This window comes from Aeromonas sp. MR16 (assembly GCF_022549315.1).
In the GTDB taxonomy this organism is placed as follows: Bacteria; Pseudomonadota; Gammaproteobacteria; order Enterobacterales; family Aeromonadaceae; genus Aeromonas; species Aeromonas aquatica.
This window is the reverse complement of the sequence record NZ_JAKZFK010000001.1, coordinates 371317-390350: the sequence shown is the minus strand read 5'-3', so window position 1 is coordinate 390350 and position 19034 is coordinate 371317. Positions and strand designations below refer to the sequence as shown.

16 protein-coding genes are annotated in these 19034 nt (G+C 61.5%); 11 read left to right on the top strand and 5 right to left on the bottom strand.

What is annotated here, in order from left to right; genetic code table 11:
- Positions 1 to 78: 78 nt before the first annotated feature.
- The 5 genes from MM194_RS01680 (at position 79) to MM194_RS01660 (ending at position 7931) form a co-directional block, all read left to right on the top strand.
- Positions 79 to 2073: a biotin carboxylase N-terminal domain-containing protein gene (locus MM194_RS01680; protein WP_241342439.1), complete on the top strand. Its 1995-nt coding sequence runs from the start codon at positions 79 to 81 to the stop codon at positions 2071 to 2073.
- A complete protein-coding gene (locus MM194_RS01675) occupies positions 2070 to 3041 on the top strand; it encodes a hydroxymethylglutaryl-CoA lyase (RefSeq protein ID WP_241342438.1) in 972 nt (323 codons plus the stop codon). The genes MM194_RS01680 and MM194_RS01675 overlap by 4 nt, the downstream gene beginning before the upstream one ends.
- Positions 3042 to 3116: 75 nt before the next feature.
- Positions 3117 to 3530 carry a MerR family DNA-binding transcriptional regulator gene (locus tag MM194_RS01670; protein WP_033131984.1) on the top strand — a complete coding sequence of 138 codons (414 nt, stop codon included), beginning with the start codon at positions 3117 to 3119 and terminating at the stop codon, positions 3528 to 3530.
- A 266-nt stretch (positions 3531 to 3796) separates the two neighbouring features.
- A complete protein-coding gene (locus tag MM194_RS01665) occupies positions 3797 to 6721 on the top strand; it encodes a DUF748 domain-containing protein (protein WP_241342437.1) in 2925 nt (974 codons plus the stop codon).
- 613 nt (positions 6722 to 7334) lie between these two features.
- Positions 7335 to 7931, top strand: coding sequence for a GPR1/FUN34/YaaH family transporter (locus tag MM194_RS01660; RefSeq protein WP_033131986.1), 597 nt, complete (start codon positions 7335 to 7337; stop codon positions 7929 to 7931).
- Between the two features lie 100 nt (positions 7932 to 8031).
- Here the strand turns inward: MM194_RS01660 and MM194_RS01655 are convergent, their stop codons facing one another.
- Together MM194_RS01655 and MM194_RS01650 are read right to left on the bottom strand one after the other, a co-directional pair.
- Positions 8032 to 8826, bottom strand: a complete 795-nt coding sequence (locus tag MM194_RS01655) for a M90 family metallopeptidase (protein ID WP_241342436.1) — start codon at positions 8824 to 8826, stop codon at positions 8032 to 8034.
- A gap of 18 nt (positions 8827 to 8844) precedes the next feature.
- Positions 8845 to 9282, bottom strand: a complete 438-nt coding sequence (locus tag MM194_RS01650) for a GNAT family N-acetyltransferase (protein ID WP_241342435.1) — start codon at positions 9280 to 9282, stop codon at positions 8845 to 8847.
- Between the two features lie 298 nt (positions 9283 to 9580).
- Here MM194_RS01650 and MM194_RS01645 point away from each other — a divergent pair, with 298 nt between their 5' ends.
- Positions 9581 to 11074, top strand: a complete 1494-nt coding sequence (locus tag MM194_RS01645) for an alanine/glycine:cation symporter family protein (protein ID WP_241342434.1) — start codon at positions 9581 to 9583, stop codon at positions 11072 to 11074.
- 69 nt (positions 11075 to 11143) lie between these two features.
- On the opposite strand, the gene MM194_RS01640 is transcribed toward MM194_RS01645, so the two are convergent.
- Positions 11144 to 11950: a crotonase/enoyl-CoA hydratase family protein gene (locus MM194_RS01640; protein WP_241342433.1), complete on the bottom strand. Its 807-nt coding sequence runs from the start codon at positions 11948 to 11950 to the stop codon at positions 11144 to 11146.
- A gap of 168 nt (positions 11951 to 12118) precedes the next feature.
- On the opposite strand from MM194_RS01640, the gene MM194_RS01635 reads away from it, so the two are divergent.
- The 5 genes from MM194_RS01635 to MM194_RS01615 all read left to right on the top strand — a co-directional run bounded on the left by MM194_RS01635 (position 12119) and on the right by MM194_RS01615 (position 18050).
- Complete coding sequence (locus MM194_RS01635; RefSeq protein WP_241342432.1) at positions 12119 to 13906, top strand: putative nucleotidyltransferase substrate binding domain-containing protein; 1788 nt, start codon at positions 12119 to 12121, stop codon at positions 13904 to 13906.
- The gene (locus tag MM194_RS01630; RefSeq protein ID WP_241342431.1) at positions 13903 to 14535 is read left to right on the top strand and encodes a 3'-5' exonuclease; all 633 of its coding nucleotides are present in this window, start codon (positions 13903 to 13905) and stop codon (positions 14533 to 14535) included. The genes MM194_RS01635 and MM194_RS01630 overlap by 4 nt, the downstream gene beginning before the upstream one ends.
- Positions 14536 to 14642: 107 nt before the next feature.
- A complete protein-coding gene (locus tag MM194_RS01625) occupies positions 14643 to 14954 on the top strand; it encodes a DUF485 domain-containing protein (protein ID WP_033131942.1) in 312 nt (103 codons plus the stop codon).
- Entirely contained in the window at positions 14951 to 16606 is a 1656-nt protein-coding gene (locus tag MM194_RS01620) for a cation acetate symporter (RefSeq protein ID WP_033131941.1), read from the top strand. Before MM194_RS01625 ends, MM194_RS01620 begins: the two co-directional genes overlap by 4 nt.
- Before the next feature lie 1090 nt (positions 16607 to 17696).
- Positions 17697 to 18050 carry a hypothetical protein gene (locus MM194_RS01615; protein WP_241342430.1) on the top strand — a complete coding sequence of 118 codons (354 nt, stop codon included), beginning with the start codon at positions 17697 to 17699 and terminating at the stop codon, positions 18048 to 18050.
- A 4-nt stretch (positions 18051 to 18054) separates the two neighbouring features.
- Here the strand turns inward: MM194_RS01615 and MM194_RS01610 are convergent, their stop codons facing one another.
- Positions 18055 to 18258: a hypothetical protein gene (locus MM194_RS01610; protein ID WP_241342429.1), complete on the bottom strand. Its 204-nt coding sequence runs from the start codon at positions 18256 to 18258 to the stop codon at positions 18055 to 18057.
- Between the two features lie 52 nt (positions 18259 to 18310).
- Positions 18311 to 19000 (bottom strand): hypothetical protein, encoded by a 690-nt coding sequence (locus MM194_RS01605; protein ID WP_241342428.1) that lies wholly within the window; start codon positions 18998 to 19000, stop codon positions 18311 to 18313.
- Positions 19001 to 19034 lie beyond the last annotated feature (34 nt).

Below are 19034 nucleotides of genomic sequence, written 5' to 3'. Positions count from 1 at the left end.
CGCCAACCGTGGCGAGTATGACCAGAGTCCGGATCAATGCGCTCCGCTCTCGTGTACCTGTATCAATGAGGAGCAAAAATGACGCATCAGGCTCCCATCAAGCGTCTGCTGATTGCCAATAGAGGCGAAATCGCCGTACGGATCATCAAGACGGCGCGCCGCCTCGGCATCCACACCATCGCCCTCTACTCCGATGCCGACGCCTGCGCCATGCATGTGCGCGAAGCCGACGAGGCCTGGCATCTCGGGCCGTCCCCCGCGCGGGAGAGCTACCTCGATGCCGGCAAGGTGCTGCGCATCGCCCAGGAGTCCCGCGCCGATGCCATCCACCCCGGCTACGGCTTCCTGTCGGAGAACGGCGATTTTGCCATCGCCTGCGAGCAGCATGGGGTGCGCTTCATCGGCCCGAGCGGTGCCGCCATTCTCGCCATGGGGGACAAGTCCGGTGCCAAGGCGTTGATGCTGGCGGCCGGGGTGCCCGTGCTGCCCGGCTACCATGGCACGGATCAGCATCATGCCGTGCTCAATGAGCAGGCCAGTCAGGCCGGCTTCCCGCTGCTGATCAAGGCCACCTGCGGTGGCGGTGGCAAGGGCATGCGCCGGGTCGACCGTCTGGAGGATTTCGATGAGGCGCTGGCGGCGGTGAAACGGGAGGCGCTGGCCGCCTTCAACGACGACAGTGTGCTGCTGGAACGCTATCTGACCAGGGCCCGCCACGTGGAGGTGCAGATCTTCGCCGACAGCCTGGGCAACGCCATCTATCTCGGCGACCGCGACTGCTCATTGCAGCGCCGCCACCAGAAGGTGATCGAAGAGGCCCCCGCCCCCGATATCCCAGCCCCCCTGCGCCGCGCCATGGGCGAAGCGGCCGTGGCCGCCGCCAGGGCCGTCGGCTATGTGGGGGCCGGCACCATAGAGTTTCTGCTGTGCGAGGGAGCCTTCTTCTTCATGGAGATGAACACCCGGCTGCAGGTGGAGCACCCGGTCACCGAGTGCGTCACCGGCCAGGATCTGGTGGCCTGGCAGCTCGCCGTCGCGCAAGGCAAGCCCCTGCCCCTGACGCAAGAGGAGGTGGTACAGAGCGGCCACGCGGTGGAGGCGCGCCTCTACGCCGAGGACGTAGGGGCAGGATTCCTGCCCGCCAGCGGCCCCATCGACTGGCTGCACTGGCCTGCGGGGTTGCGTATCGACACCGGCGTCACCGCCGGCGATGACGTCAGTCCCTATTACGACCCCATGATCGCCAAACTCATCGCCCACGGTCAGAGCCGCGCCGAGGCCTTCTCCCGCCTCGCCGATGGGCTGGCTGCGTTGGAGATTGGCCCTCTCGTTCACAACGGCCCGCTGTTGCTGCGCCTGTGTCAGGAGCCCGAGGTGCTGGCCATGGGCCATCACACCCAGTGGCCCATCCCCACCGAGCCGCTGACCACGCCGGCCCTCGCCTGGCCACTGGCGACCCTCTGGCTCGCCAGTCGTGGTACAGGGCCCTCTCCCTGGCAGCAAGCCCCGGGCTTTCGTCTGGGACATACCAGGCGCTGGACGGCGGCGGTGCGCATCGCGGAAGAGTCCCGCACCCTGAGCCTCCTGGAGCACGAGGGCAGGATTGGCTGGCAAGGGGAATTCATTCCCTATGAGCTGGACGCGGATCATATCCGCCTGCTGCAAGAGGGGCGCTGGCAGCGCTATCCCGTACAAAATGGCGGGACCGGCGCTTTCATCCTGCGCGTGGACGACCGGCTCGTGCGCTTCGGCGCAGACGATCAGCCACATCACTCCCCCCATGATCACGACCATAGCGGTGGCGCTATGGCCTCCCTGCAGGGCGCCCTTGCGCCTATGCATGGCATCGTAGTGGCGCTGCTGGTCGAGGTCGGCCAGCGTGTCCGCAAGGGTCAGCCCCTGCTGGTGCTGGAGGCGATGAAGATGGAGCACAGCCTCAAGGCCGAGCGGGACGGCATAGTCGAACGCCTCTGCTGCAAAGTGGGAGAGCAGGTGAGCCAGGGCTGCGTGCTGGTGCACTTCGCCGACCCGACCTCCGGCACCGGCGAGCACAAGGAGGCGAACGCATCATGAGCAGAGAAGCAACGAGGCCCGTCGATCGGGTAAGCCTGGTGGAGATGGGGCCGCGGGACGGCTTGCAAAACGAGACCCGTATTCTGACCCTAGAGCAGCGGCTCGCACTGATAGCCCGCCTCGCGGACAGCGGCCTGCAGCGGATCGAGGTGGGCGCCTTCGTCTCGCCGAAGCGGGTGCCGCAGATGGCGGACTCCGGCGCCCTGTTTGAGCTGCTGCCTCGCAAGGGGCCCACTCGCTACGGCGCCCTGGTGCCCAACAGCCAAGGCTTGCAGGCCGCCATTGCCGCCCGGGTCGACGAGATTGGGCTCTTCACCGCCTGCTCGGACGGCTTCACCCGCGCCAACATCGGCATCAGCGTGGAAGAGTCCCTGGTGCGCTTCGCCCCATTGGTGGCGGAGGCGCGCCAGCTCGGCATCAAGGTCCGCGGCTACCTCTCCACCGTCATCGCCTGCCCCTATGACGGCCCCACCCGGCCGAAAAGGGTCGCCGCCCTGGCCGAGCGACTGCTGGATCTCGGCTGCCACGAGATCTCTCTCGGCGACACCATAGGGGTCGGCACCCCGGGCACCGTCGCCCCCATGCTGGATGCCGTCTTGCACGAGGTGCCGGCAGGGCGGCTCGCGGTGCACTTTCACGATACCTATGGCCAGGGGCTCGCCAACCTGCTGCCGGCGCTGGAGCGCGGCATCCGTACCATCGACTGCTCGGTGGCCGGGCTCGGCGGCTGCCCCTATGCGCCAGGGGCCTCCGGCAACGTCGCCTCCGAGGAGGTGGTCTACCTGCTGAATGGCCTTGGCATGAGCACTGGGGTGGATCTGGACAAGCTGGCCGCCACCGGCCAGTGGGTGAGCGAGCAGCTGGGGCGCGCCAACGGCTCCCGGGTCGGTCAGGCACTGCATGCCAGGGCCCTGCACCTGCGGACAACGACAGCTGAGATAGCACAAGGAGAGAGCCATGGTCCCTGACAGCGTCGCCGGCAAGGCGATCATCGACAGTCATTCGGTGCCGGTCCAGGCCTTTGTCCCCCACAGGAGCACACCATGAAAGCCGCCCCCTTCTGTGGCAAGGAGGTGACCTACAGCATCTCCGAGCTGGCCCAGGAGTTTGACGTCACCCCGCGCACCATTCGCTACTACGAGGATGAGGGGCTGATCACCCCGACCCGGGAGGGGCAGACCCGGATCTACAGCCACAAGGACAAGATCCGCCTGAAGTTGACCCTGCGTGGCAAGCGGCTCGGCTTCAGCCTGGCGGAGATCCGCGAGCTGTTTGACCTCTATGACACCGACAAGACCAGCCGGACCCAGCTGCACTCCATGATCCAGATCATCGAGGCGAGGCGCCACTCCCTGCGCCAGCAGCTGGAAGATATCCAGATGGTGATGGCCGAACTGGAGGTAGCCGAGCAGCGCTGCGTCAACTCCCTCAACCTGTTGAAAACCGGCGCGGAGTGACCGACGCTGGAAATAGGGCGCCCCATCAGACAGGGTTCTGGTGAGGGTGAGGCGGTATTGATGGCAAGCACTGGTCGGCGTCAAGGATCCGGCCTCCCCGCGTCCGAGAGGGCAGTCGCCATGTCGGGCAACTATCGCGTGCGTCTATGTCCATCTTCCGCCGGCTCCCTGACCTATCCCGGTCAGAGTCCGGCGCAATCCCTGCCGTCACCTCATGATTACTCTTCGATTAATTGCTACCATGGGCGCATCAAATGGAGACCGTCATGCCCAAGCCTCTGTCCGTTCGCCTGTTGCGCTACGTCCTGTATCTCTGCGCCGCCCTGCTCGTCTCTCTCACTATCCTGCTGTGGCAAGCCCCCGGCCTCATCCAGCGGCATCTGCCCGGCTGGCTGGCCAAGCACTATGGTCTGCACCTGACCCTGGGGGAGATAGCGGTCAATCTGCGCTCCCCTGCCCTCACCCTCGGCCCCAGCGCCCTGCTCGACGACCAGCAGCAGCCCATGGTGGCGTTCGAGGGGTTGAGGCTCATCCCCAGGGTTAAAGAGAGCTGGCACCAGAGGGCCCTCCTGTTCGAGGAGGCTACCCTGATAAAACCGGTGCTGAACCTGACCCGTCTCGAGGAGAGCAAAAACAAGGCGCACAAGGGCGAGGTGCGTTTCAACCTGACCGAGGCGCTGGCCCCCCTGCTGGCAAGCGTGCCGGCGCCAGATCCCGCGCAGCCCCTGACAGCGCCGCTGCTGGTGCAGATAGACAAGCTGGCGGTGGAGCAGGGCCGACTCCAGTACCTGGACAGCCGCAAGCGGGGCAGCCCGGGCTGGGTTGCGCCCCTCACCCTCGGGGATCTCGCCCTGCAATTGCCGGGCTTTTCCACCGCAAAGGCCCATAGCAGCCCCTATCGGCTGAGTGCCACCCTCAATCAGCAGAGCCCCCTCAAGGCCGAGGGGGAACTCGACGTCATGACCGGAACCGGCAAGGGGCAAGTCAGCCTGGGCAAATTGGCACTCGCCCCCCTGGCCCCACTCTGGGCACCCTATTTGAGGGTCAATCTGACCAGGGGAGAGGCCAGCGCCGAGCTGGCCTATAGGCTTTCGCTGGGCAAACAGGGGCTCGACTGGCAGCTGTCAAAGGGCAAACTGGTCTTGAATAACGGGCAGCTCAAGCGCCTCAAGGGCGCCGAGTTTGCCCGCTTCAACCGGCTCGCCCTGACCGGCATCATGCTTGATGGCAGCAAGCAGTCCCTCAGCGTCGATGCCATCGCGCTCAAGGCCCCGGCCATCACGGCCACCCTCGATGACAAACAGCAGCTGGATCTGAGCGATCTGCTGGTCCCGCAGACCTCCGCCGAGCCGGCGGGCAAGCCGCCGAAAAAGGCCAGGCAGACGGCCGCCAAACCCTGGCGCTGGCAGCTCAAGCAGACCCGCATCAGCGGGGGTGAGTTCAAGCTGACCGAGTCCAGCAGCGGCAAGGCGCTGCCACGGACGCTCTCAGGACTGGAGCTCACCCTGGGCGCCTTGAGCAACGCCACCGCTCAGGCCAGCCCGCTGAGCTTGCGTGGCACACTGGACGGCCAGAGCCAGCTCAACTTTGATGGCACCATCATCCCCACCCCCTTCGCCCTGCGCGGCGAGATCAGGCAGCAGGGGCTGCCGCTCGGCTGGGCCCAGCCCTATCTGCAGGATTTGCTGCGGGTCAAGGTGCAGGACGGCCTGCTCAGCAGCCGCACCAAGCTGGCCATCGCCACCGACGCGACCGGGGCGCTGAGCCAGCTGGAGGTGACGGGCAGCTTCGATGTCGACAAGTTGCACGTGCTGGACCGCGCCGACAACCAGCGCCTGCTGCAGATTGAACGGCTGGAGCTGAGTGGGCTGCACTATGACGGCATACGCCAGCAGCTGAAGATCGACGACATCCTGCTGCGCAAACCCTACGCCCGTATCGAGATCAGTGAGGAGGGGACCACCAACGTCCAGCAGTTGCTGCTGCCCCGGCCGGGCAACAAGGCCAGCCACGATCCCGCCCCGCGCATCTTCATCGATCAGGTGCGCACCGAGCAGGGCAACCTGCGCTTCGCCGATCGCAGCCTGAGCCCGGAGTTCGTGGTCGACATCGCCTCCCTCAATGGCCAGAACCGCCACATCAGCAACAACCCCGGCCAGCACTCGGAGCTCAGCTTCAACGGCAAGGTGGACAGATATGCCCCCGTCACCATCCGGGGCGGCGCCAACCTGCTGATCGACGATCCCGTGCTCGATGTCGCCGTGGCCTTCACCAACCTGGAGCTCACCACCTTCACCCCCTACTCCAGCACCTACGCAGGCTACGCCATCGACAAGGGCCAGCTCTCCATGAAGCTCAACTACAGGTTGCAGGGCAAGCGGCTGGAGGGGGACAACGACATCACCATCAAGAAGCTGCAGCTCGGCGAGAAGATCAAGAGCGAGCAGGCCAGGGATCTGCCCCTCGGCCTCGCCATCGCCCTCCTGAGCGACGCAAGCGGCGTCATCAAGATGAACCTCAAGGTGAAGGGAGATCTGGATCAGCCGAACTTCAGCCTGGGCAATATCTTCTGGGACGTGCTCGGCAATACTCTCAGCAAAGCCATCAGCTCCCCCTTCTCCCTGCTGGCTTCCCTCACCGGCGGTACCAAGGATCTCGATGAACTGCCCTTCCTGCTGGGGGATCCGAGCCTTACCCCGAGCCAGCAGACCAAACTGACTAAGCTCGCTCAGGCATTGAAGGAGCGGCCCAAGCTCAGCATGAATATCCGCGGCAAGGTCAATTTCAATGAGGAGCGCCCCATCTTGCAGCGCCAGAAACTGGAGCGGGTGCTGGCCAAGATCACCGGTGCACCGGCCGATCTCGGCTTGCTGGAGCAGGATCCCGCCCTGCAAGCCGCGCTGGGGGAAGCTTATGAGGCCAAGTTCAAGGAAGATCTCGGCAGCCTGGCCGACAGATTGAAGCTCGCCGAGCAGAGCCCGGCCCTGCGCGCCCAGGCGATGATCCTGCTGCGAGACCAGCAGCTCATCACCGCCAAGTCATTGCGCAACCTCGCCATGCGCCGCGCCCAGAACACCAAGGAGTATCTGGTGGATACCCAGGGATTGGCGCCGGAGCGATTGTTTGTGCTCGACAGCCAGGTCAAGGAGACGGACAAGGAGGCCAAAGTCGTGCTGACCCTGGATAACTGACGGCGCGGGGCGGCCTTGGCTGCTCCGCTCTGTTTGTCGTTCTGCTTATGCCTTCTTCCTCACCCTCATTATTCCGTCCTCTGCCGTTGTGTCCCCCGCCCTTGCTCCGCCCAGCGCGCGCCTTCCCTGCGACCCCTTGCCAGGACGGGGTGATCGCCCCTTTTCAGCCATATATTCCGCTACCCCCATGAAGGCCTGCAGTGGAATACGCCACCCATGTGCACTCAAGGCAGACAGCTCACCACTACCCCCCCCTCAAACAGGGATAAAATAGCTTTGTCTGATGGCATATGAGAATGAATGTTGACCACCACAAGAGAGGTCGCCGGTCAGTCAGGGATCGAGTGAAGAGATCGGCAGGAGTCGGTCAGCCATCCCTGCACCACCGACCTGTCATTAATTTTCACATCGCCGTCATTTACACAAAAAATCAACCAAGAAAACGTTATTCATTTACCTGCTTCCTACCTGAATGACACGAATGATGGCCCGGGTAAAATTTCGTGTCGTTTTTTTACCTTTTCTGCCGTTTCCCCCCTTGCGAGGGACCAAGAGCCTGCCTAAAATCGCGCGTCTTTTATCAACCACCCCCTCTATTTTTGGAGAACGCCACGTGAGCGAAAAATTGGCCAACCCTGCCCCTCTGGGTCTGATGGGTTTCGGTATGACCACCATTCTGCTGAATATCCATAACGCAGGTTTCTTCCCCATCAGCGCCATGATCCTGGCCATGGGCCTGTGTTACGGTGGTCTGGCCCAGATCATCGCCGGCATCATGGAGTACAAGCGTGGCAACACCTTCGGTGTGACCGCCTTCATCTCCTACGGCACCTTCTGGTGGAGCCTGGTGTTCCTGTTGATGATGCCGGGCATGGGTCTGGCCGAAGCCACTCCCCACGCCTTCATGGGCTGGTATCTGCTGATGTGGGGCATGTTCACCCTGTTCATGCTGGTCGGCACCATCAACTTCCCGCGTGTGAAGCAGTTCGTGTTCGCCTCCCTGACCGTGCTGTTCTTCCTGCTGGCCGCCCGTGACTTCACCGGCAGCACCCTGATCGGCACCATCGCCGGTTTCGAAGGCATCATCTGCGGCGCCAGCGCCATCTACCTGGCCATGGCCACCGTGATCAACGAGCAGTTTGGCCGCACCGTGCTGCCCATCGGCGATCACAAGAAAGCCGCCGCCGTGCAGCTCAAAGCCGCCGCTTAATTTGCGATAAGCCCGCGCAAGCGCTGATAAAAAAGGCACCCTCAGGGGTGCCTTTTTGTTTGCCCGCGATACCACAGGTCATGGTTTCAGATGGCGATCCTCACTCGCCCGCCAGCAGACGGGTCGCTGGGAAACGCGCCGCCGGCTGCTGGCCGTAGAAGCGCTCGAACTGGCCATAGACGGCGGGATAGACCGCGCGCAGGCGCAGGGGATCGGTGAAGAAGCTCTCGCTGCACACCGCGAAGAACTCGGCGGGGTGCTCGGCGGCATAGGGATCGATATCGGTCACCTCATCACGTGCCAGCTGCGCGTTCAGCGCATCGAACGCCTGCTGCATGGCCTGGGTCCATTGACGCGGATCCATCCCGTGCGGCAGCGGCGGCGCGCCATCGGCATCGCCCCCCAGCATGTCGAGCTTGTGGCTCAGCTCGTGGATCACCAGGTTGAAACCGTCCCAGTCCCCATCCTGCTGCAACTCGCTCCAGGCCAGTACCAACGGCCCCTGGGGCCAGGATTCGCCGGCATTTTCCTCCTCCCATTCGCTCACCAGCCCAAACTCGTCCTGTACCTCCTGGCGGCGGGTGACGGGCTCGGGGATGATGATCACCTCGTGAAAACCGCGATACCAGTCCAGCCCCAGATGCAGGATCGGCAGCACCGCCTGCAGGGCCAGCACCGCCTGCTGACGCGCCGTGAGCTCGACCCCGATCTGGGTGAGGGTCTTGCGGGCCAAAAACTGTTGGGCCAACGCCATCAACCGTTGCTCATCCGCCAGGGAAAATCCCTGCAAGATGGGCACGGCGGCCAGGGCCTGTTGCCACTCCAGCGCCTGGGGAACGTTGCTCCTCGCATCCGAAGGACGACCAAATACCGCTCTCAATCTGGACCAGAACACGGGGACTCCTCTTGCCGATCACAACACTTTCACGAACCGTTTGGGGCGCTCGAGATACCCCTGCCCTAGATAGAAACGATGGGCCCCCTCCCGCTTGAGGCTGCTGGATAGCTCCAGCTGGCTGCAACCCTGTGCCAGGGCGCGGACCTCGGCCGTCGCCAGCAAGGAGGTGCCAATCCCGCTCCCCCTTGCGGCCTCATCGATCACCAGCGCCGAGATGAGACCCCAGGCGCAGGCGACATGCAGGGGCTGCAGGCGATGCCACACCAAGACCCCCAGCACCTCGCTCCCGAGCGAGGCCAGCAGCACCTCCGTTGCCGGATCCGGCGCCAGCAGGCGTGCCACCACCTCGTCCGCCCGGGTCTGATAACCCAACTGCCCGAACAGGCCGGCGAGGGCTGCGCCGTCTTCCCCGCCCGCGAGGCGAATGGTGCAGCTATCTGCTTTCATTTTCATGCCTGACCCCACTTTTATCCTCCCTCCAGCGCACCCCATCGACAATATGCAGGCCCACATGATGGGCAAGGACCGGATCTTGTCCAGCGCCCTTGGCCATTTGTTAACGCCAATTCACAAATTAACAATCGAGTAACGTTTTTACTAGGAAGCCACAAAACAAATCGATATGTTAAAACCCGCGGACTTGGTAGTCGAAAGTTCCGCCCCATATTGGGTGACCTCTTTGGTCGCCTGTTTTATCAAGAGAGCAAGGCACAGACCTCGCCAAGAGAGCACGACAAAGGAGTTGTTGTACATGAATGAGATCGTCAATGCCATCAATGGCGTGATTTGGAGCCCCGCGCTCATCTTCTTATGCCTGGGAGTCGGCCTCTACTTCTCCCTGCGCACCCGCTTCCTGCAACTGCGCCACATCAAGGAGATGATCCGCTTGATGTTTGATGGCAAGAGTACCGATGCCGGTGTCTCTTCCTTCCAGGCGCTGGCCATGACGCTGGCAGGTCGGGTCGGCACCGGCAACATCGCCGGGGTGGCCACCGCCATCACCTTCGGTGGCCCTGGCGCCCTGTTCTGGATGTGGATGGTCGCCTTCCTCGGTGCCAGCTCCGCCTTCGTGGAGTCCACCCTGGGTCAGGTCTACAAGGAGAAGATCAACGGTGAGTACCGCGGCGGCCCGGCCTTCTACATCGAGAAGGGACTCGGCATGAAGTGGTATGCCTGGACCTTCGCCATCTCGACCATCTTCGCCTGCGGCGTGTTGCTGCCGGGGGTGCAGGCCAACTCCATCGGCGCCAGCCTGCAGACCGCCTTCGCGATCGATCCGAACGTCACCGCCGCCGGTCTGGCGCTGCTACTCGGCTTCATCATCTTCGGCGGGGTCAAACGCATCGCCCACTTCGCCAGCACTGTGGTGCCCTTCATGGCGCTGGGCTACATCATCGTCGCCTGCGTCATCATCGCCCTCAACATCGGCCAGTTGCCCGGTGTGCTGATGCTGATCTGGAAGAGCGCCTTCGGCTTTGACGCCGGCTTTGGCGCCGTGCTGGGCCTGGCCATCATGTGGGGGGTCAAGCGCGGGGTCTACTCCAACGAGGCGGGTCAGGGCACGGGGCCGCACGCCTCCTCCGCCGCCGCGGTGAGCCACCCGGCCAAGCAGGGGCTGGTGCAGGCGTTCTCCGTCTACATCGATACTCTGTTCGTCTGCTCCGCCACCGGCTTTATGCTGCTGATCACTGGCCTCTACAACGTACAGGGGCCGGATGGCGCCGCGATCTACACCGGCATCGCCGGCGTGGCCGCCGGTCCCGGCTATGTGCAGACCGCCATGGAGAGCATGATGCCGGGCTTTGGCAGCATGTTCGTGGCCATCGCCCTGTTCTTCTTCGCGTTCACCACTATCGTCGCCTACTACTACATCGCCGAGACCAACATCGCCTACATCAACCGCAAGGTGAACCGCCCCTGGCTGACCTTCGTGCTGAAACTGACGCTGATGGCCTCCACCGTCTACGGCACCGTCAAGACCGCCGATCTCGCCTGGGGCATGGGGGACATCGGGGTCGGTCTGATGGCCTGGCTCAACATAGGCGCCATCCTGCTACTGCAAAAAACCGCCCTCGTCTGCCTCAAGGACTACGAGGCCCAGCAGGCCCAAGGGCTGGATCCCGTGTTCCATCCGGAGAAGCTCGGCATCAAAAATGCCGACTACTGGGCGGGCCACCGCTCCGAAGACAATCTGGAGCAGGAGCAGACCGGTCACGCCTTCGAGCCGGATCGCAAGGTCTCCTGACGTCGGGATCCCTCCAAGAACGACATAAAAAATGGCAGCCTGGCTGCCATTTTTCTTTGGGGCTAGGCCCTAGAGCGCGTTGCGGCGGGGGCCGAACGGCAGGCGCCAGCGAAACAGGCTGTTGAAGGTGGCGCGCCACTGATTCGGCCGCCCCAGGATCTGTTTCTGCAAGCGGGTCTCTTCCTTGAGCATCACCTCGTCGCTGCGGGCCCAGGCCTGGGTGTAGAGCTGCTTGATCCCCGCCAGCGCATCCGGCGACTTGGTGATCAGGGTCTTGGCGAACTCCCGCGCCTCGGCCAGCGGATCCGCGCAGACCCGACTCACCAGCCCCAGGCTCCTGGCCTCACTGGCATCGCACTCACGCCCACTCATGGCGAGCTCCATGGCGGTGTCGACCCCCATCAGGTTGCGCAGGGTGACGCTGCCACTCATGTCGGGGATGATGCCCCACTTGATCTCCATCACCGAGAAGCGGCAATCCGGCGTGCTGAAGCGAAAATCGGCGCCGAGTGCTATCTGCAAGCCACCGCCGAAACAGACCCCCTGAGTCACAGCGATCACCGGCACCGGCAGTTGATGCCAGCCATAGGCCACCCGCTGGGCCAGATTGGTCGCCTCGTCCGCCTCCCGTTTGAGGATGTCGAGCGCCGCCACCGGCTGCTTGAGCATGGATTTCACATCCAGCCCGGCGCAGAAGGCGCGCCCCTCCCCGTGCAGGATCACCGCCCGCAACCCTTTCTGCTGCCGCAACTGGGTGAGCGTCTCGTCGATGGCGCCAAACATGGCACTGTCCAGCGCATTGAGCTTGTCTCCCCGCGCCAGCATCACCTCGGCGATGCCGTCCCGGATCTCGCACTTGACCCTTGGTTTATCCATGTCCCCTCTCCTCCTTGCTGCAATACTGGTCATACCACCACGTTACCAGACTGTTACCAGCGGGTACAGGGAGGCAACACCCTCTCTGCGACTAAAGTCGGCTGGTTCCTGTCTGGCGCCTTTGCCAGACTGGCGCTATCTCCCATGCCCCATGCCCCCGGAATTGTCATGACCATCTTGTTCAACTTCGACCGCCCGCCCTTCGACTGCCTCGACGAGCAGGCACGCAAGCGACTCGGGCAGAGCCTCAGCATCTGCTACTTTCGGGCCAGCCAGACGGTACTGAGCCCGGGGGACGCCCCTCCCGGCCTCTATCTCGTCATCAAGGGGGCGGTGGAGGAGTCGAGCCCCCACCAGTCATTCGGGGATTATGGCGAAGGGGACTTGTTCGACGTGCGCGCCCAGTTCGATGGCCACTGCCGCCACCGTTTCGGTGCCCTCGAAGACTGCCTCTGCCAGCTCATTCCCCGCGCCGTGTTTCAGGGGCTCTGCGCGGACAACCCCGCCTTCGCCCGCTACTTCACCGCCAATCTGGCAGAGCGCCAGCGCGAGCAGGAGCGGCGCAGCCAGCTCGGCCAGCAGAACCTGGCGGAATTCATCCTGACCCGCATCGACATCAGCCACCTGCAACCGCCCCTGCAACTGGACAGGCACAGCAGCCTGCTCGCCGCGAGCGAAGCCATGGCCAGCCAGGGCAGCGATTGTCTACTCTATCCCGCCGCCGACGGCAGCCTGAGCCTGGCAACCCGCAAGACCCTGCTGCACGCCCTGACCCTGAAAGGGCTGCCGCTGACGGCGCCGCTCGCAGTGCTGAGCCCGGCCCCGCTGATCGGCCTGCCCCTTGGCAGCTACCTGTTCGATGCCCTGCTGCTGATGACCCGCCACCGCATCAAGCGCCTGGTGGTCTGGGATCGACAGGAGGTGGTGGGCGTCTTGCACCTGACCCAGGTACTCGGGCTCTTCTCCGCCCACTCCCATGTGCTGACCCTGCGCATCGCCCGGGCAGACAGCCTGGCCGCTCTGGAGGCGGTCGCCAGAGAACAACAACAGCTGACCCGCTCCCTGTTTGGTCAGGGGATCCACACCGCCTTCCTGATGAGGCTCATTGCCACCCTCAACGAGCAGTTGATCGCCAAGGCCTTCGCCCTGGTGATCCCGGCCGAGGTGCAGGATAAGGTGTGCCTGCTGATGCTGGGCTCCGAGGGCCGTGGCGAGCAGATCCAGAAAACCGATCAGGACAACGCCCTGATCCTGCCGGATGGCCTGCATTGGCCAGACCGCCAGGCCGATCTGGCCGCGTTCAGCGCCCTGCTCGCGCGACTCGGCTACCCGCCCTGTCCGGGCCGGGTGATGGTCAGCAATCCCCAGTGGGTCAAGGAGGATGCGCAATGGCGAGACGAGGTGGAGCGGGCCTGCGTCTCGGCGAGCGAAGGGGATCTGCTCTGGCTCGCCACCCTGGCCGACGCCCAGGCCATCGCCGGGGAGAGATCCCTGCTGGCCCCGCTCGCCCGCCACCTGAGAGAGCGCCTGGCCGACAGGCCGGATCTGCTCGCGGAGATGGCCCGTGCCGCCATCGCCTTTCACACTCCCCTCACCCTGTTCGGCCGACTGGAGCAGGCTCCCGAGGGGCTGGATCTCAAGCGCGGCGGCCTGTTCCCGCTGGTGCACGGCCTGCGGGTGCTGGCGCTGGAGGCGGGCATATTGGAGACATCGACCTTGGGTCGCATCGAGGCGCTGGTCTCTGCGGGCCGGCTCAGCCGCGACTATGGCGCCAACCTGGCGGAGGCGTTTCGGCTCTTTATCCGGCTGCGGCTCGGCGGGCAGCTCAAGACGGGGAACAATCGGGTACAAGTGAATGCCCTCAGCCATGGGGACAGGGATCTGCTGCGCCACGCCCTGCATCAGGTGAAGAAGTTCCAGCAGTGGCTGGGTATCCACTTTCGGCTGCGCCAATGACGCCCTGGCATCACTGGCGTCGACGCTGGTATGGCCGCGCCTTTCGCCACGGGGACTTTGCCCCGCTGTTCGAAGCCTCCCCGGCCGATGAGTGGGTGGCGCTGGATTTGGAGACCACCAGCCTGGATCCCGGACGGGCCGAGATCGTCGCCATCGGCGCGGTGCGCATCCAGGGCAACCGGCTGCTGACCGGAGAGGCGCTCTCCCTGCAGATATTGCCCCCCGCCAGCCTGAGCGAGCAGTCGGTGGTCATCCATGGCCTGCGCCATCAGGATCTGCAACAGGGCATGACGCTGGAGGCCGCGCTGCGCCAGCTGCTGGCCTTTATCGGTCCCCGTGAACTGGTGGGTTATCACATCGCCTACGATCTGCGGATCCTCAATCTGGCCTGCCAACGGCTGTGGGGCCTGCACCTGCCCCAGCGGGGCATAGAGGTAAGCCGCCTCTACCACGACAGGCTCTACCGGCGCTACCCGGACGCCGTCATCGATCTGCACCTGGCCGCCATCAGCCACCATCTGGGGCTGCCTGCCTTGCCCCCCCACGATGCCCTGAGCGATGCCATCACCGCCGCCCTCATCTTCCTGCGCCTGCACCATGGCGGGCCCCTGACTTATCCCAAAGTCTAATTGCCGATGAATAACATTTAATTCACATTTTGATTACATGAGCAGGCCTCCTGCTCGGTAGGGACAACCTTCATTCACAGCTGACACAACCGTCATGGAGAACTGCAATGGAACAGCAACGCTATCTGAGGATCCAGCAAGATCCCAACTTTCAGGAGTTGGTCAGCAAACGCCAACGCTTCGCCTGGACCCTCTCCATCCTGATGCTGGGGCTCTACCTGGCATTTATCCTGCTCATCGCCTTCGCCCCCGGCTGGCTCGGCACCCCCTTGAGCGAGGGTTCCTCCATCACCCGCGGCATCCCGGTCGGGGTGGGCTTGATCCTCTCCTCCTTCGTGCTGACCGGCATCTATGTGTTCCGGGCCAACGGCGAGTTTGACGAATTGAATCAGAAGATCCTCAAGGGAGTGCAATCATGAAAGGCAAGTCTCTGCTGCTGCTCGGCGGCCTCATCTCCACTCCCTTGCTGGCGGCCGATGCGCTGACCGGCGAGGTACAGCGCCAGCCCCTGAACGTGCCGGCCATCGTCATGTTCGTGGCCTTCGTGGCTGCCACCCTGTTCATCACCTACTGGGCCTCCAAGCGCAACCGCTCGGCCTCCGACTACTATGCCGCCGGCGGACGCATCACCGGCTTCCAGAATGGTCTGGCCATCGCCGGCGACTACATGTCCGCCGCCTCCTTCCTCGGCATCTCCGCCCTGGTCTACACCTCGGGCTATGACGGCCTGATCTACTCCATAGGCTTCCTGGTGGGCTGGCCCATCATCCTGTTCCTGATCGCGGAGCGGCTGCGCAACCTCGGCAAGTACACCTTCGCCGACGTGGCCTCCTATCGCCTCAAGCAGACCTCGGTGCGCAGCCTCTCCGCCAGCGGATCCCTGGTGGTGGTCGCCCTCTACCTGATCGCCCAGATGGTCGGTGCCGGCAAGCTCATCGAGCTGCTGTTCGGCCTGCAATACCACATCGCCGTGGTACTGGTCGGCATACTGATGGTGCTCTACGTGCTGTTTGGCGGCATGCTGGCCACCACCTGGGTGCAGATCATCAAGGCGGTGATGCTGCTCTCCGGTGCCAGCTTCATGGCCATCATGGTGATGAAGTCCGTCAACTTCGACATCGGCGCCCTGTTCAGCGAGGCCGTCAAGGTGCATGCCAACGGCGCCGCCATCATGAGCCCGGGCGGTCTGGTGGCCGATCCCATCTCCGCCATCTCGCTGGGTCTGGCACTGATGTTCGGTACCGCCGGCCTGCCCCACATCCTGATGCGTTTCTTCACCGTGAGTGATGCCAAGGAAGCCCGCAAATCGGTGTTCTACGCCACCGGCTTCATCGGTTACTTCTACATCCTGACCTTCATCATCGGCTTTGGCGCCATCCTGCTGGTCAGCACCAACCCGGACTTCAAGGACGCCACCGGCGCCCTGCTCGGCGGCACCAACATGGCGGCCGTTCACCTGGCCGATGCGGTCGGTGGCAGCCTGTTCCTCGGCTTCATCTCCGCCGTGGCCTTCGCCACCATACTGGCGGTGGTCGCCGGTCTGACCCTGGCGGGTGCCTCCGCGGTCTCCCATGACCTCTATGCCTGCGTGCTGAAGAACGGCAAGGCCAACGAGACCGACGAGCTGCGCGTCTCCAAATACACCACTGTGGTACTGGGGGTTGTCGCCATCGGTCTGGGCATCCTGTTCGAGAAGCAGAACATCGCCTTCATGGTGGGTCTGGCCTTCTCCATCGCGGCGAGCTGCAACTTCCCTGTGCTGTTCCTCTCCATGTTCTGGTCACGCCTGAGCACCCGTGGCGCCGTCTACGGCGGCTGGCTGGGTCTCATCAGCGCCGTGACCCTGATGATCCTGGGCCCCACCATCTGGGTGAAGGTACTGGGTCACGCCGAGGCCATCTTCCCCTACGAATACCCTGCGCTCTTCTCCATGGCGCTGGCCTTCGTCGGGATCTGGTTCTTCTCGGTGACCGACAAGTCCCAGAACGCGGCCGACGAACACACCAAGTTCTTCCCGCAGTTCGTGCGCTCCCAGACCGGGCTCGGTGCCTCCGGCGCCAGCGCCCACTGATGCAATGTCGTCTCTCTCCAAGCCGGCCCTGTGCCGGCTTTTTTCATACTCCCTTGCCCCCCATGCAATAGCGCCAGATCACAGTTCTTGCTAAAACTTTCGGCGGATCTGTGCCATAATGCGCGCCATTTGACAGACCAACCGGGACATCTCCTTTGTTAAGCAGCAACAACTCTTATATGTAGGCTAAAACCACCTAAAGCCGCGCCACATAAGGGCTTTAACAAAACACTCACAACATCTCCATTCGCTTTTTCCCCGCATTCCACCGCAGTTTCCCTCTCGATTTGCCCCAAAAATTGCCCCAAGAACCCACCAGCATTTTCCATTGGTTATCCCATCTTTACGCATAGAAAAGCCCGCACAGTGGCGGGCTTATTTGAATCTTTCTGCATTATTACGCAGTGGTTTCATCGCGAAGTTTCTCAAGAATGCGCGCGAATCTTTCTTCCTCCTGAGGCGTTAAATCCAATGTCTCGATAAGCTCTTCTAGTTCGGTCAATGATGGTGCCATCCAATGTCTCCCTTTCTCTCTCAGCCTCTCGGCTGTGAAATACTGTATGGGCATACAGTAATATGGCGAATCTATCATTTCTGGACCGCTTTGGGTATTAAAAAAGAGGCCGAGGCCCCTAGATGTGATTGAGCTCAAGCCTACATCATGCGCAGGATCCGCTCTGTCAGGTCAACGCCTTCCAGCTCGCCCAGCAAATCCACTAGCTCTCCTTGCTGTTGGGCGGCGCTCATTGCACAGCGCCAATGCTGAGTTGTTGAGGCGACCTGGTCAGTCCCTTTGGGGTAATGCGCACCTGCTCACAAAGTCGCTCACCGCCATCGGCACCATCGTGATCTTGTGCTCAATCAGCCCCTGCTGCACCTTGTCCTGGTACCCGAGCCACTGCTTGCCGCCAACACGCTAGTAGATCCAGTGCTGGCTACATATAACCGACTATCTCAAAGAAATGAGGGAGATGGTGGCAGTGATTACAGAGAAAATGAAAAACAAGAAATGCTGACGTGATCAATGTCACTGACGTACAGCCTCAAACGGTCCAAAATCGAAATTTGCTGATAGAAAAGGAGAGTCTTGATGCGCATCACTACTACAACCATCGCTGCATTGTTGTTTTTTTCAGGTGCAGCCTCTGCTGACTGTATAGGGTCTGGCAACCTAAAAACATGCTATGACGATAGCGGAAATACCTATACCGTCCAGAAATTTGGCAACTCAACTTATGTCAACGGGCAGAACCCCAGCACTGGATCAAGCTGGAACCAGCAGAGCCAACGAATTGGCAATAGCACTTACACCACCGGGCAAGATGCTGATGGCAATTCTTGGAATAGCACCTCTACAAGAGTCGGCAACTCAACCATCACAAATGGAATCGATAGTGATGGGAATGCTTTCAGTCAGACCTGTAACGAATATGGCTGCTACTAGCCATTCACCAAACTGATATCAACACATTCAATGCAAATCCAACCAGAGCAATAAAAAAGCTGAATGCCATAAAGTCATCCAGATCGCTCCGGTTGGATTTGCTGAAACACAAGCACCCTGCTGCAAAAGGAATCAGTGCCAAGGTAAAACTAACACTAAACGCTTTCACCGCTAGCGCCATGCATCCTATTGAAAGCAGTAACCACATAGGCTATCGCCTCTTTAGTAGACCCTCCATAGTTTACCTTTGACTGCAATTGCTATCGAGGGCCGCCGTTGAGTTCGAAGTGTGTGCTTGATTCTTTTCGTGCTATCTCAATCCATTTTAGGTCCCTACATAAAATTGCGTATCGTTTATTAACTGGGCAAAAAACCTCTTTAAAACCAAAAGCTAGAGCTAATAAAACTGGCAATATTTCTACAATTACCCTCAAAACAAAAACCATTATTTCCTTTACTACATCTAAGCCAAGAGTGAAGGCTATAACGACACCAAACGCAGCAATAAACAATTTTGCAAATAGTCCTTCAACAGCAGGTTTGGGTGTGAACCTACCTTCCCCCCACTCCAACAAAGCACCTATATTTGAAGCTTTCAGCATTTCATTACTTTCGAATTTACACCTAAACATTTCATGTTTTGCATACAATTCCGCATCCCTTAGAGATAGTTTATGCTTTCCAAATCTAATTTTACCGATTCGATACCTAACATGTGCATTTAGCATGAATGAGGATAATGATGAAACAACCACATATATATAGCTATATATCAACCCTATTAACCCTGTCCCTTGTGGTAATATCACAAGCAGCGAGACCAATAAAGCAACAAAAATAACAAGCGTCACAATTAACTCATACTTCTTCCCGTTGTCTTTGAAGAAATGGTATGTCGTACACTGGCTCTTAATATCAAAAATTTCCTTCCAGCAATTAATGATATCCATTCAGAAAACTCTCCAACGCTCTGGGAGAGCCTAG

Excerpts from the sequence above, each read along its gene's own strand:
- MM194_RS01665 (WP_241342437.1), top strand. The coding sequence starts at position 3,797 with ATGCCCAAGCCTCTGTCCGTTCGCCTGTTGCGCTACGTCCTGTATCTC.
- MM194_RS01680 (WP_241342439.1), top strand. The coding sequence starts at position 79 with ATGACGCATCAGGCTCCCATCAAGCGTCTGCTGATTGCCAATAGAGGC.
- MM194_RS01670 (WP_033131984.1), top strand. The coding sequence starts at position 3,117 with ATGAAAGCCGCCCCCTTCTGTGGCAAGGAGGTGACCTACAGCATCTCC.
- MM194_RS01620 (WP_033131941.1), top strand. The coding sequence starts at position 14,951 with ATGAAAGGCAAGTCTCTGCTGCTGCTCGGCGGCCTCATCTCCACTCCC.
- MM194_RS01610 (WP_241342429.1), bottom strand. The coding sequence starts at position 18,258 with ATGTGGTTACTGCTTTCAATAGGATGCATGGCGCTAGCGGTGAAAGCG.
- MM194_RS01635 (WP_241342432.1), top strand. The coding sequence starts at position 12,119 with ATGACCATCTTGTTCAACTTCGACCGCCCGCCCTTCGACTGCCTCGAC.
- MM194_RS01625 (WP_033131942.1), top strand. The coding sequence starts at position 14,643 with ATGGAACAGCAACGCTATCTGAGGATCCAGCAAGATCCCAACTTTCAG.
- MM194_RS01640 (WP_241342433.1), bottom strand. The coding sequence starts at position 11,950 with ATGGATAAACCAAGGGTCAAGTGCGAGATCCGGGACGGCATCGCCGAG.
- MM194_RS01630 (WP_241342431.1), top strand. The coding sequence starts at position 13,903 with ATGACGCCCTGGCATCACTGGCGTCGACGCTGGTATGGCCGCGCCTTT.
- MM194_RS01650 (WP_241342435.1), bottom strand. The coding sequence starts at position 9,282 with ATGAAAATGAAAGCAGATAGCTGCACCATTCGCCTCGCGGGCGGGGAA.
- MM194_RS01605 (WP_241342428.1), bottom strand. The coding sequence starts at position 19,000 with ATGGATATCATTAATTGCTGGAAGGAAATTTTTGATATTAAGAGCCAG.
- MM194_RS01675 (WP_241342438.1), top strand. The coding sequence starts at position 2,070 with ATGAGCAGAGAAGCAACGAGGCCCGTCGATCGGGTAAGCCTGGTGGAG.
- MM194_RS01645 (WP_241342434.1), top strand. The coding sequence starts at position 9,581 with ATGAATGAGATCGTCAATGCCATCAATGGCGTGATTTGGAGCCCCGCG.
- MM194_RS01615 (WP_241342430.1), top strand. The coding sequence starts at position 17,697 with ATGCGCATCACTACTACAACCATCGCTGCATTGTTGTTTTTTTCAGGT.